Genomic DNA, 13,636 nt, shown 5'->3' on the forward strand with positions numbered 1-13,636 from the left:
GCGTCCGCCTTTGTTCCCGGGTTTTGACCGCAGCGCGGGCCAAAACGAATCAGAAAAACCGGGGAACAACCCGCGGTCGGAGGAACCATCCACACCGGAGCGAGCGTCCCAAGGCTACAGCAACTTTCTTTAACAGCATAAAGCATTTATCCCGTTCATTACTGAGGAGGAACATACAGATCATGATCAAAGCAACCGTATATGTCACTATTAAACAAAGCGTACTCGACCCGCAAGGCGTAGCTGTTCAAGGAGCCCTGCACTCCATGGGATTTAACGAAGTGGAAAGTGTACGGATCGGTAAAGTCATGGAACTGAATCTGGATACAACAGATCGTGTGGAAGCGGAAAAACGATTGAAAGTGATGTGTGAGAAGTTGCTCGCCAACACCGTTGTTGAAGATTACCGCTACGAATTGGAGGGTTAATCTCATGAAATTTGCAGTTCTCGTGTTCCCTGGCTCCAACTGCGACATCGACTGTTACAAAGCGGTAGAAGACGCGATTGGACAAGAGGTTGATTATGTATGGCATACGGCTACGGACTTGTCCGCGTATGATTGCATTCTGGTTCCGGGTGGTTTCTCGTACGGAGACTACCTGCGTTGCGGAGCAATTTCCCGTTTTGCACCCGTAATGAACGAAGTGGCTAAAGCTGCAGAGCAAGGCAAATATGTACTGGGCATCTGTAACGGATTCCAGATTCTGACGGAAGCAGGTCTGCTCCCGGGAGCATTGATCCGCAACACGTCCCTGAAATTCCGTTGCCATGACACGGTGCTGAAAGTGGCTAACGCAGACACACCTTTCACACGTGACTATGCACCAGGCGAAGAGATTGTCATTCCGATTGCTCACGGTGAAGGTAACTATTACTGTGACGAAGAAACACTGGCAAGTTTGCAAGCAAACAATCAGATTGTATTCACATATGGCAACAACCCGAATGGTTCCCTGGGTGATATCGCAGGGGTTTGCAACGAGGCGGGCAACGTAGTGGGCATGATGCCGCATCCAGAGCGTGCAGTGGATTCACTGTTCGGCTCGGAAGACGGCAAACGGATGTTTACATCAATTTTGAAAGCATGGAGGGATCGGCATGACGCAGCAGCTATCCGCTAAGGAGCCAACAGCAGAACAGGTCGCAGAACATAAACTATACGCACAGATGGGCGTGTCTGACAGCGAGTATGAGCTGATCTGTGAGTTCATGGGCCGCAAGCCAAACTACACGGAAATTGGTGTATTCAGCGTAATGTGGTCTGAGCACTGCGCATACAAAAACTCCAAGCCACTCTTGCGTCGTTTCCCGACAAGTGGTCCACGTGTCCTGATGGGACCGGGTGAAGGTGCCGGGATCGTAGATATCGGTGACAACCAGGCCGTTGTTTTCAAAATTGAAAGCCATAACCACCCTTCCGCGGTAGAACCTTATCAAGGGGCGGCAACAGGTGTAGGCGGCATTATCCGTGATATTTTCTCCATGGGTGCAAGACCAGTGGCGCTTTTGAACTCCCTTCGTTTCGGTAAGCTGGAGAGCGATCGCGTAAAATATCTGTTCGAGCATGTGGTAGCGGGTATTGCGGGATACGGTAACTGTATCGGGATTCCGACCGTTGCAGGTGAAGTGATGTTTGATGAGAGCTATGAAGGCAATCCGCTCGTGAATGCGATGTGTGTGGGTCTGATTGATCATGACAAAATCCAGCGCGGTGTAGCCAAAGGTGTAGGTAACCCGGTTTATTACGTTGGCCCACCAACAGGTCGTGACGGTATTCACGGTGCAACGTTTGCATCCGTTGAGCTGACCGAAGAATCCGAGTCCCAGCGTACAGCGGTCCAAGTCGGTGATCCATTCATGGAGAAGCTGGTTATGGAATCCTGTCTGGAATTGATCGATACGGGCATCGTGCTCGGTATTCAAGATATGGGTGCGGCAGGTCTGACATGCTCCAGTGCGGAGATGGCAAGTAAAGCAGGTAATGGTCTGGAGTTGTATCTGGATCAGGTGCCACAGCGTGAAGAAGGCATGACACCTTACGAGATGATGCTTTCGGAGTCTCAGGAGCGGATGCTGTTTGTCGTTGAGCCCAAGGATGAGGCGCAGGCGATGGAAATCTTTGAACGTTGGGGTGTCATCTGTGCCAAAGTTGGTAAAGTTACAGACGATGGTCGTCTGAAACTGATCCACCACGGCGAAGTGGTTGGCGATATGCCTGTAACGGCTTTGGTTGACGAGTGCCCGGTATATGACAAGCCATCTGCTGTACCTGCGTATTATGAAGCGAGTGCGTCCATCGACACGCTTCGTTATGACGAAGTGTCGGATCTCGGCGGTGCACTGAAACAAGTGCTGGCTTCTCCGACAGTGGCGAGCAAAAAATGGATTTATGATCAATATGACTACATGGTGCGTACAAGCACAGCCGTACGTCCGGGTTCTGATGCAGCAGTGGTTACGATTCGTGGCACGCGCAAAGGTCTTGCGATGACGACGGACTGTAACGGTCGTTACGTTTACCTTGATCCTGAGGTGGGTGGACGTATTGCGGTGAGTGAAGCAGCGCGTAATATCGTATGTTCCGGTGCAGAACCGCTGGCAATTACGGATAACCTGAACTTCGGTAACCCGGAGAAACCGGATATTTTCTGGCAAATGGAAAAAGCCGTGGACGGTATGGCGGAAGCTTGCCGCGTGCTGGATACGCCGGTCATCGGTGGTAACGTGAGCTTGTACAATGAAAACGCCAAAGGCTCTATCTATCCAACGCCAGTGGTCGGTATGGTAGGTCTCGTGCATGATACGGATCATATCACGACACAAGCTTTCAAATCCGAAGGAGATGTCATCATCCTCCTCGGTGAAACCAAAGCAGAACTCGGCGGCAGCGAGCTGCAATACGCCGTGCATGGCGTGACCGAAGGCCGTCCGCCAGAACTTGACCTGAACACGGAGAAAGCATTGCTCAGCACCGTGCTGGAAGCTATCCAATCCGGACTCGTTCGCTCCGCGCATGACTTGTCCGAAGGGGGTCTGGCGGTTGCACTGGCAGAGTCCTGCATCAGCGGTAACGTAGGAGCACAAGTGAATGTAGAGACTGCACTGCGTGCAGATCATACCCTGTTCAGTGAGAGTCAATCCCGTATTTTGCTGTCGGCTTCGCCGGAGCAAGCGAGTAAGCTGGAAGCTTTTGTACGTGAACGTGGAGTGCCAGCAGCTGTCATTGGACGTGTTGAAGGAAGTAACCTGACCATTGAATTGAACGGAACATCAGCCGTGAACGAACCTGTAGGAGGTTTGGCTAAGGTCTGGGAGGATGCGATTCCATGTCTCATGAACTGATGACGGAACCGTTGTGGACAGGTGATTATTATAACGAAGGGTCCGGCAAGGAAGGACTCGACAAATTAAAGGAAGAATGCGGCGTATTCGGGGTGTATCGGCACCCTGATGCGGCTTCCCTTTCCTACTACGGTCTGCATGCCCTGCAGCATCGCGGGGAAGAAAGTGCAGGTATGTGTGTAAGCGACGGCACGCAGTTTAACTATCACCGCGGTATGGGACTCGTGAAAGAAGTGTTCACCAAAGATCTGATGCAGACACTCACCGGTGATATTTCGATTGGTCATGTACGTTATTCGACAAGTGGAGATAGCAAACTGACCAATGCACAGCCGCTCGTATTTAAGTATCGCGATGGCGACCTAGCCGTTGCAACGAACGGAAACATTGTGAATGCACCAACGATCCGGCGTGAGCTGGAGCAGAGCGGTTCTATTTTTCAGACGACGAGCGACACTGAAGTTATTGCTCACTTGATCGCACGTTCTTCGAAAGGTCTTGTAGAGGCGGCAAAAGATGCATTCCAGCGTATCGTCGGCGGATATGCGTTTCTGATCATGACCAATGATAAGCTGTTGGTTGCTTCTGACCCGCATGGACTTCGTCCTCTGACGATGGGTAAACTTGGGGACGCGTACCTGTTTGCTTCTGAAACTTGTGCACTTGAAACCATCGGGGCTGAGCTGATCCGTGATATTGAACCGGGTGAATTGCTTGTGCTGGATGCAGACGGATTGCATGAGGATCGATTCGATGATCATAAACACCGCAAGGCGCTCTGTGCGATGGAATATATTTATTTTGCCCGACCTGATAGTGATATGAACGGTGCCAATCAGCATGCTGCTCGTAAACGCATGGGTAGTCGGATGGCCATTGAGGCGTTTGTGGATGCGGACTTGGTTACGGGGGTACCAGATTCCAGCATTTCGGCGGCGATTGGATACGCTGAACAGACAGGTATTCCATATGAGATGGGCATGATCAAAAATAAATACACCGGACGTACATTTATCCAGCCAAGCCAGGAGCTGCGTGAGCAGGGCGTGAAGATGAAGCTCAGCGCCGTGCGGCGTGTCGTGGAAGGTAAACGTGTAGTCATGATCGATGACTCGATCGTACGTGGGACAACATCCCGCCGGATTGTAAATATGCTACGTGATGCAGGGGCAACGGAAGTGCATGTGCGGATTACTTCGCCGCCATTTAAGAATCCGTGCTTCTATGGTATTGATACACCAGATAGCCGTGAATTGATTGCCTCAGCGCTGTCCGTTGAAGAGATTTGCCGTGAGATCAATGCAGACTCTCTTGCGTTCCTCAGCCCAGACGGACTGATTGCATCCATTCAAGGCGATAATCAGGATGACTATAAGGGCGGACTATGTCTGGCATGCTTCGATAATGACTATCCGACTCGGCTTGACTTCGACGGTGAAGAGAAGTTCGGCTGTAGCTGTTAGGAGGTCAGGCTTATGGGAAGAAAAAGCTATAATGAGGGCGATGTTTTTCAGATTCCAATGCATGATGGACGGTTTGCCGTGTGTCAGGTGGTATGTGCACTGAGAGACCGCTTCAAAAAAGCATTTTCATTCGGCGTGATGAGCATTCAGCGTGACGAAACTGTAAGTTTGGAAGACGGCGAATTCCTTGTCTATTCTTATGGCAAACGTAAGAGCAACGTGATCTTCACGTCACCCAAGCTGCTGAAAGATGGCACATGGAGCATCGTTGGTAACATTCCGCTGACTCCGGCGAAAAAAGAGCTGCAAGTATTCCAGTGTGCCGGTGCGGTATACAATGGTGACGAATTCATTCGAATGGTTCCACCAGAAGAGTACAGTCAGTACATTACAATGGGTGTAGCTGGATTTGAATTGGTTCAGATTCATCTATTAGAGATGAGTAGCAATAAATGAGTTGGACTTTTGATTTACACAAAAAAATGTTGAGCTCGATTTATACAAGATACGAAGGGTGTGAGGGTTGTGTCCGAAGCATATAAAAAGGCCGGCGTCGATATCGCGGCAGGAAACGAAGCGGTTGAGCGGATGAAAAAACACGTAAAGCGTACCTTCCGTCCGGAAGTGATGACCGATCTGGGTGGATTCGGTGCCCTGTTCGGATTGAACAAAGACAAATATGATGAGCCGGTTCTGGTTTCCGGTACAGATGGTGTGGGAACCAAGTTAAAAATAGCATTTGCTATGGATCGTCATGATACGATTGGTATTGATGCTGTAGCGATGTGTGTCAACGATATCGTTGTACAAGGAGCAGAGCCACTCTTTTTCTTGGACTACCTCGCTTGCGATAAGGTCATCCCGGAGAAGATTGAAGCGATCGTTGCGGGTATCGCGGAAGGCTGTCATCAGTCCGGCTGTGCGCTCATCGGCGGTGAAACGGCTGAGATGCCAGGCATGTACAGTGAAGGTGAGTATGATATTGCAGGTTTCACCGTGGGTATCGTGGACAAAGCAAAAATCATTAATGGCACAACCATCGCATCTGGAGATACGGTCATCGGTCTCGCTTCCAGCGGTGTGCATAGCAACGGTTTCTCTCTGGTTCGCAGATTGCTGCTTGAAGAAGCTGGCCTGGATCTGCACTCCGAAATGACGGAGCTGGGTGGCAAACTGGGCGATGCCTTGCTGGAGCCAACGAAAATTTATGTAAAACCATTACTGTCCCTGCTGGAGAATGTCAAAGTTAAAGGGATGGCGCACATCACGGGCGGTGGATTCATCGAAAATATCCCGCGTATGCTGCCAAGCAACGTGAACGTAGATATCGATTATGGTTCATGGCCGATCCTGCCAATCTTTAATCTTTTACAGCAAAAAGGCGATGTATCCAACCGTGATATGTTCACAACTTTTAACATGGGTATCGGACTTGTCTTGGTTGTGAACGAAGCGGATGCAGCAAAAGCATTGGAGCAACTAAAAGCTTCCGGTGAAGAAGCGTACATCATTGGCCGTGTAACTGAAGGAGATGCGCGAGTAACCTTCACGGGAGCGGATGTTTAATGACGAACTACCGCATTGCTGTATTTGCCTCAGGGACGGGAAGCAACTTTCAGTCTCTGGTTGATGCGGCACGGAATGGCGAGCTGGGTGCATCGGTGGAATTACTCGTCTGTGATAAACCTGCTGCACGTGTTGTACAGCGAGCACAGGATGCAGGGGTAGAATGTCACCTGTTTACACCGAAAGATTATGCTTCGCGTGAAGCATACGAGGCAGAAATTATCGAAGTGCTCGAATCCAAACAGATCGATCTGGTTGTGCTGGCGGGTTATATGAGACTGCTGACCTCCGTGATGGTGGAGCGTTACGCGGGTCGACTGATCAACATTCATCCATCGCTACTCCCGGCCTTTGCCGGCAAAGATGCGATTGGACAAGCACTTGATTATGGTGTGAAAGTGACAGGTGTAACCGTTCATTTTGTGGACGGCGGCATGGATACGGGGCCGATTATAGCCCAGCATCCTGTGCCTGTCCAACCAGGGGATACGGCGGAAACGATCAGCAAAGCTATCCATGCTGCCGAACAGCAGTTATACCCTGAAGTGGTATCTTGGTTCGCGCAAGGTTTGGTTCAATTAAACGGACGCCACGTCACCGTGAACAAACCGGTTTGATATAAGTTGAAATTTTTTCCGCACATGAACGGAGAGAACAGAAATAAGCTGGAGAAGCGGAGCGTTCGCCTGAAAGCTTTCTGAAAGAAAGCTGCATCGGAAGCATAAGCTTATTACTTGATTTTTACCATTATAAAATTGTTCAAAAAATCCAGGAATAACAGCGATCAAAAGATTATTCTGTTCTCGCAATGGCTCAGTGTGGGAATCGTTTATCAACTTTTATAACAGAAGTCGAAAATTGGTACGCATTTTGTGATATTTCTCGGGAAATAAATCGGCTGTGTTTCGTCAGGAAACGCGAAGCTTATGGGATAATAAAGGAGGAGCATATTGTGAGTATCAAAAGAGCGCTGGTCAGCGTATCGGATAAAACAGGCATCGTGGACTTTTGCCGCGAGCTGTCGCAAATGGGTGTGGAGATTATTTCGACAGGAGGTACAAGTAGCCTGTTGTCGAAGGAAGGCGTACCTGTCATCGGAATTTCGGACGTAACCGGATTCCCGGAAATTATGGACGGGCGTGTCAAAACATTACATCCGGCAGTTCACAGCGGCTTGCTTGCTGTTCGTGATAACGAAGAGCATACACGCCAAATGCAGGAGCTTGGTTTGGGTTACATCGATCTGGTTGTTGTGAACCTGTATCCTTTCCAGGAAACCATCGCTAAACCGGATGTAGCCTATGAAGATGCGATTGAGAACATCGATATTGGTGGACCAACGATGCTTCGTTCAGCGGCTAAAAACCATGCTTTTGTTAGCGTTGTTGTTGATGCGGCCGACTACAGTCAAGTGTTGGAGGAAGTGCGCAGCGGGGGAGATACGACGCTGGAAACACGCAAACGGCTTGCGGCAAAAGTGTTCCGTCATACGGCGGCTTACGATGCACTCATCTCCGATTACCTGTCCAACGTTAATGGCGATCCATTACCAGAGCGTCTGACCGTTACTTACGAAAAGCTCCAAGATCTACGATATGGCGAAAATCCGCACCAACAAGCGGCATTCTACCGCAAACCGCTGGCTGCGCAGGATACATTGACTACAGCTGAGCAATTGCATGGTAAAGAGTTGTCTTACAATAACATCAACGATGCCAACGCAGCACTGCAGATTGTCAAAGAATTTGAAGAGCCAGCAGTCGTTGCCGTAAAACATATGAACCCTTGCGGTGTAGGAATTGGTGAAAGCATCTATGAAGCCTACAGTAAAGCTTATGCTGCTGACCCAACATCGATTTTCGGTGGCATTGTGGCAGCAAACCGCATCATCGACAGCGATACGGCGAACAAGCTGAGCGAGATTTTCCTGGAAATCGTACTCGCTCCTGATTTTACCCAAGAAGCACTGGATATCCTGACGAAAAAGAAAAATATTCGTTTGCTCAAAACAGGTGAACTGAACGCAGCTCGCAACCGTGAAAGCCAATTCGTGGTGACATCGATTGACGGCGGTATGATCGTGCAACAATCAGACGTACACTCCATTGAAGCGAGCGAGCTCAACGTGGTTACAGATCGTGCACCTTCCGAAGAAGAAATGAAACAGCTATTGTTTGGCTGGAAAGTTGTTAAACATGTGAAGTCCAACGCGATTGTACTTGCTGCGAACGACATGACGGTAGGTGTAGGTGCAGGGCAAATGAATCGTGTCGGCGCGGCCAAAATTGCAATTGAGCAAGCTGGCGAGCAGGCAAAAGGAGCTATTCTCGCTTCCGATGCATTCTTCCCGATGGGTGATACACTTGAGTTGGCGGCAAAAGCGGGTATTACAGCAGTCATTCAGCCAGGCGGCTCGATCAAAGACGAAGAGTCTATCAAGGTAGCCAATGAATATGGCATCGCCATGGTATTCACGGGCGTACGTCATTTTAAACACTAGGACAAGTAATAAGCAGGTTGAAGAGTTAAAGTCCGAACAGAAGTATTAAAATACTCTTCATCAAAAAGTGGCAAGTGTTATAAAGGAGTGTCACCTGTCATGCTGATGACGTATGGGGCACTCCTTTTTTCAGGAAATAGATCAATAAAAAATAGACACTTAATGTTTTTGAAGTGTAGGAACATCACAATCCAGTAAAGCGTGGAGGGAAACAGACGAATGGATATTTTGGTAGTCGGCGGCGGCGGCCGCGAACATGCAATTATCTGGGCACTGGCGAAGAGTCCAAAGGCAGGTAAAATTCATTGTGCACCCGGGAATGCGGGCATTGCACAGCTGGCAGAGTGTCATCCGATTGCGGTACATGAATTTGACAAACTCAAAGCACTGGCAGTTGAACTAAAAGTAGACCTCGTCGTTATTGGACCAGATGATCCGCTCGCAGACGGCATTGTGGACGCATTTGACTCGACAGGAATCCCAGTCTTCGGCCCACGTCGTAATGCAGCGGAAATCGAAGGCAGCAAAACATTTATGAAGGATCTGCTACACAAATACAATATCCCTACGGCTGCATACGAGAAGTTCGACAACTACGAGCAAGCTCAGACCTATCTGGATGAGCAAGCGATTCCGATTGTCATTAAAGCGGACGGACTGGCTGCAGGTAAAGGGGTCACCGTTGCATACTCTCGTGAGGAGGCGAATCAGGCCCTTCGCAGCATTATGGTTGATAAGGTGTTTGGTGAAGCTGGAGCGAAAGTGATTATCGAAGAATTCCTCGCCGGACAGGAGATGTCGATTCTGGCTTTTGTTGACGGTGAGACAGTTCGTCCGATGGCTGCTGCGCAGGATCACAAACCCGTGTTCGACAATGATCAGGGACCCAATACGGGCGGCATGGGTACGTACTCCCCGCTTCCGCATATTCCGGCTTCCATTATTGAAGAAGCAGTGGAAACGATTATTAAGCCAACAGCTAAAGCGATGGTATCTGAAGGACGCCCATTCCGCGGGGTATTGTTTGCGGGTCTGATGATCTCCCCGGATGGCAAACCCAAAACGATTGAGTTCAACGCACGCTTCGGAGATCCAGAGACACAAGTGGTGCTGCCACGTCTGAAAACGGACCTGCTCGACATTTTCTGGGCAACCGTTCACGGAAAACTGGCTGATCTGGAGATTGAATGGAGCGAAGAAGCCGCTGTATGTGTCGTGCTTGCTTCAGGCGGATATCCCGGCCCTTATGCGAAAGGTGTTGTGATTGAGGGACTGGATCAAGCCCAAGAGGGTGTTGTGTTCCATGCAGGAACAGCGCGTAATGAAGCTGGGGACTGGGTGACAAACGGTGGACGTATTCTCGGTGTTGTAGGCCTAGGTGCTGACATTGCAGAAGCAAGAGCCAAAGCATATGCTCAGGCAGAGCACATTCATTTTGAAGGCAAACATCAACGCTCCGACATTGCTGCCAAAGCTTTGGTGTAACAATTAAGCCAGCCCGTAGGATGGGTACCGCAAGGTATTTGCATCCTGCGGGCTTTTTGCGCGTATTACATATATTATGTGTAAAAAAGACAGTTGGATTTCTTATAAACCTGCCTGAGCACAACGTTTATCCGCTATGAAAGTGAACATCTGGATCTGTTTAATGGCCAAATGGAACGGGTAGTATTTCAGTAAACTGCACTATTCTAATAAAGTGGAAAGATTCATATATAGATACGGAAAAAGCCAAAAAAAACGGAAGATACATAGATCATAGAAACTCATTTTTTGGTAGGATAACACTGGTTAAAATGCCACAGGATAACATACATATAGACTATTCTGTGAACAATAGACTGTAAGCTTGTGCCAAACCATAACGTGCAACTGGATGGTTTGAATCAAAACATGATATACTTTTCGGAAACAGGAATCGATACGTTGGGAGGTGGATATCTATTGGGTAGGCGATATTGTAAATTGTCCAAATGGCGAATCTAGGTGGAGTTGATCAAGGAACAATGGACAGCATGAGGGGTAACCCGTTTTGATTGAAGTCGTTTCTACACGTCATGGGCGTTATTGACTTCATCTTGGATTCCTGTTTTAGATTTACAAGGTCATTATGCGACTTATACAGAAGTGATCATGAACTGATTTTTATATATTTTTTATTCGTCACGGGCTCTTGGCATCACACATTCAACAGCGTATGAACAGTTAACGGCATGAACGTTAATGTATCACGCTGTAACTATCTTGGAGGTGAATCCCTGACTATCGGGGAAGTCTTTGGACATAATTACCATATTAAATATCGCATTACTTATCATCTTGATTGTACTGACTGCATTTTTCGTTGCGTCGGAGTTTGCTGTTGTGAAAATTCGTACATCAAGGGTGGATCAACTGGTTGCCGAAGGCAATAAACAGGCAGTGCTTGCCAAAAAGGTCGTCTCGGACCTGGATTATTATTTGTCCGCCTGTCAGCTAGGTATCACCGTTACAGCCCTCGGACTCGGGGCCTTGGGGAAACCGACTGTGGAGAGATTGTTATATCCGGTGTTTAGTTATTTTGACGTACCTGCCTCGGCCTCGGCGATTGCTTCTTATGCGATAGCTTTTATACTCGTTACGTTTTTGCATGTCGTTGTTGGTGAGATGGCACCCAAAACGTTGGCGATTCAATTTTCCGAAAAGTTGACTTTGTTACTCTCGCCGCCGCTGTACTGGTTTGGTAAAGTCATGTATCCATTCATCTGGGCACTCAATGGTGCATCGCGTGTAATTTTGCGTGGATTCGGTGTAAAACCAGCCGGACATGATCAGGCTTATTCCGAGGATGAGATTAAGATCATTATGAACCAGAGCTATGAAGGCGATGAGAGTAACCAGACCAAGCTTTCCTATTTGGAAAATGTGTTTGTGTTCGACGAACGTGATGCCAAAGACATCATGGTTCCGCGTACCGAACTGATTACACTGAATCAGGATATGACTTATGACGATATTATTCCTATATTGGATGAGCATAACTACTCCAGATATCCCGTCATCGAGGATGGAGATAAAGACCGCATTATCGGTGTCGTGAATGTGAAGAAGATTTTGCCGGACATGGTTGCGACCCGGGCACATCAATTGAGTGAATTCGTGCGTGAGATCCCATTTGTATCGGAAGTGACATCCATTCAGGATGCGATGATCAAAATGCAACAGGAACGTGTGCATATGGCTGTCGTCGTGGATGAGTATGGCGGTACTTCGGGAATCATTACGATGGAGGATATCCTTGAAGAGCTGGTTGGCGAGATCCGGGATGAGTTCGATGCTGATGAAGTAGCGGACATTCAGGAGACCGGGGAAAACCAGTATCTAATTAGTGGCCGTGTGCTGCTGGATGAACTGGAGCGTCAATTCGGAATTATATTCGAAGGTAATGAAGAGATGGATACGGTTGCCGGATGGATTCAGTACCAGAAGGGTGTCGGTGTGGAAAAAGGAGATACCGTTGAACACGGCGACTATGTCTGGACGGTAGTGGATGCCGAAAACTATCACATCAAGCAGGTGCTGCTTGAACGTGTTAACGGTATTGAGGCCCAGGAAGCCGCCAGCGATCTGGCTTAAACATTTCAAAACTTAATGGAGGTGAATCCCTCACCTGAGGGAAATCATTGGACGGAATAATAGCCTTAAACTTATTTTTAGTAGCTGTATTTATCGGTTTGACCGCGTTTTTCGTAGGAGCCGAGTTTGCTATTTTGAAAGTGCGGATGTCCCGTATTGATCAATTGATCTCGGAAGGCAACAAAAAAGCAGTGGTCGCCAAAAAAGTAGCACATAATCTGGATTATTATCTGTCTGCCTGTCAACTGGGTATTACGATTACTGCGCTCGTACTGGGTGCTTTGGGCGAACCGACCGTAGAGAAAATGTTGCATCCGTTATTCCAGAGTCTGGAAGTGCCTGCTGCACTGTCCACCGTACTCTCTTACGCGATTGCATTGGCATTTATCACCTTCTTGCATGTCGTAATCGGCGAGCTTGCACCCAAGACACTTGCCATTCAGTTTGCTGAAAAGATGACGTTGTTGCTTGCACCACCGCTCTACTGGTTCGGTAAAATCATGAACCCGTTCATTTATGCGCTGAATGGTGCAGCACGTTTATTGCTTAGCATTTTCGGTATCAAACCGGCCGGGCATGATACGGTTCACTCCGAAGAGGAATTAAAGCTGATCATGGCGCAAAGTTATGAGAGTGGCGAGATTAACCAGACGGAGCTGGATTACCTCAAAAACATTTTTGCCTTTGATGAGCGTTTGCTTCAGGAGATCATGATTCCCCGAAATAAAATCGTTACGCTGAATAAAGAAATGCCGCTGGAACAGATTATTGAAGTGCTGAATCAGCATGAGTATACGAGGTATCCTGTCATTGCAAACGGGGATGCAAACCATTTTGTCGGGTTTATTAATACCAAACAGACGTTAACGAGTGTAGCTGCGGGCAGAACGTTCAGCATGAACACGTTCATGCACCCAATGCCGAGCTTCTCGGAGCGTTCACCGATCAAGGATGTACTCGTTCAGATGCAACATAGCCGCGTGCATATCGCTTCTGTCAAAGACGAAGCTGGCGCAACGATCGGAATGGTGACCATGGAGGATATTCTCGAAGAGATTGTCGGGGATATCAAGGATGAATATGAGCATAAAGATCTGGTTAATCCACCGAAGAAATTAAAATTGGTGTAAGAATCAGAATCAGAAGTAG

The 13,636-nt window shown here is 48.3% G+C and carries 11 protein-coding genes; all 11 read left to right on the forward strand.

Annotated features, from left to right (window positions below; translation table 11 throughout):
- The first annotated feature begins 182 nt into the window (after positions 1 to 182).
- The gene (purS, locus tag H7T88_RS10435; protein ID WP_090923368.1) at positions 183 to 428 is read left to right on the forward strand and encodes a phosphoribosylformylglycinamidine synthase subunit PurS; all 246 of its coding nucleotides are present in this window, start codon (positions 183 to 185) and stop codon (positions 426 to 428) included.
- A gap of 4 nt (positions 429 to 432) precedes the next feature.
- Positions 433 to 1,122, forward strand: coding sequence for a phosphoribosylformylglycinamidine synthase subunit PurQ (purQ, locus tag H7T88_RS10440; RefSeq protein ID WP_090923362.1), 690 nt, complete (start codon positions 433 to 435; stop codon positions 1,120 to 1,122).
- Positions 1,100 to 3,343: a phosphoribosylformylglycinamidine synthase subunit PurL gene (gene purL, locus H7T88_RS10445; protein WP_221788356.1), complete on the forward strand. Its 2,244-nt coding sequence runs from the start codon at positions 1,100 to 1,102 to the stop codon at positions 3,341 to 3,343. The genes purQ and purL overlap by 23 nt, the downstream gene beginning before the upstream one ends.
- Complete coding sequence (purF, locus tag H7T88_RS10450) at positions 3,328 to 4,806, forward strand: amidophosphoribosyltransferase (protein ID WP_090923359.1); 1,479 nt, start codon at positions 3,328 to 3,330, stop codon at positions 4,804 to 4,806. Before purL ends, purF begins: the two co-directional genes overlap by 16 nt.
- Before the next feature lie 12 nt (positions 4,807 to 4,818).
- The gene (locus H7T88_RS10455) at positions 4,819 to 5,262 is read left to right on the forward strand and encodes an immunity 26/phosphotriesterase HocA family protein (protein WP_221788357.1); all 444 of its coding nucleotides are present in this window, start codon (positions 4,819 to 4,821) and stop codon (positions 5,260 to 5,262) included.
- 69 nt (positions 5,263 to 5,331) lie between these two features.
- Positions 5,332 to 6,372 (forward strand): phosphoribosylformylglycinamidine cyclo-ligase, encoded by a 1,041-nt coding sequence (gene purM, locus H7T88_RS10460; protein WP_221788359.1) that lies wholly within the window; start codon positions 5,332 to 5,334, stop codon positions 6,370 to 6,372.
- A complete protein-coding gene (gene purN / locus H7T88_RS10465; RefSeq protein WP_154892157.1) occupies positions 6,372 to 6,989 on the forward strand; it encodes a phosphoribosylglycinamide formyltransferase in 618 nt (205 codons plus the stop codon). The genes purM and purN overlap by 1 nt, the downstream gene beginning before the upstream one ends.
- 335 nt (positions 6,990 to 7,324) lie before the next feature.
- Positions 7,325 to 8,872, forward strand: coding sequence for a bifunctional phosphoribosylaminoimidazolecarboxamide formyltransferase/IMP cyclohydrolase (purH, locus tag H7T88_RS10470; protein ID WP_154960740.1), 1,548 nt, complete (start codon positions 7,325 to 7,327; stop codon positions 8,870 to 8,872).
- A gap of 219 nt (positions 8,873 to 9,091) precedes the next feature.
- Complete coding sequence (purD, locus tag H7T88_RS10475) at positions 9,092 to 10,357, forward strand: phosphoribosylamine--glycine ligase (RefSeq protein ID WP_221788361.1); 1,266 nt, start codon at positions 9,092 to 9,094, stop codon at positions 10,355 to 10,357.
- 792 nt (positions 10,358 to 11,149) lie between these two features.
- A complete protein-coding gene (locus H7T88_RS10480) occupies positions 11,150 to 12,487 on the forward strand; it encodes a hemolysin family protein (protein WP_154985875.1) in 1,338 nt (445 codons plus the stop codon).
- Between the two features lie 47 nt (positions 12,488 to 12,534).
- Entirely contained in the window at positions 12,535 to 13,617 is a 1,083-nt protein-coding gene (locus H7T88_RS10485) for a hemolysin family protein (protein WP_154892161.1), read from the forward strand.
- Positions 13,618 to 13,636: the final 19 nt, after the last annotated feature.

Source organism: Paenibacillus cucumis (ex Kampfer et al. 2016) (assembly GCF_019748695.1).
Taxonomy (GTDB): domain Bacteria; phylum Bacillota; class Bacilli; order Paenibacillales; family Paenibacillaceae; genus Paenibacillus; species Paenibacillus polysaccharolyticus.

Coding starts and splice junctions, on each gene's coding strand:
- purD (WP_221788361.1), top strand. CDS start 9,092: ATGGATATTTTGGTAGTCGGCGGCGGCGGCCGCGAACATGCAATTATC.
- purF (WP_090923359.1), top strand. CDS start 3,328: ATGTCTCATGAACTGATGACGGAACCGTTGTGGACAGGTGATTATTAT.
- H7T88_RS10455 (WP_221788357.1), top strand. CDS start 4,819: ATGGGAAGAAAAAGCTATAATGAGGGCGATGTTTTTCAGATTCCAATG.
- purS (WP_090923368.1), top strand. CDS start 183: ATGATCAAAGCAACCGTATATGTCACTATTAAACAAAGCGTACTCGAC.
- purN (WP_154892157.1), top strand. CDS start 6,372: ATGACGAACTACCGCATTGCTGTATTTGCCTCAGGGACGGGAAGCAAC.
- purL (WP_221788356.1), top strand. CDS start 1,100: ATGACGCAGCAGCTATCCGCTAAGGAGCCAACAGCAGAACAGGTCGCA.
- purQ (WP_090923362.1), top strand. CDS start 433: ATGAAATTTGCAGTTCTCGTGTTCCCTGGCTCCAACTGCGACATCGAC.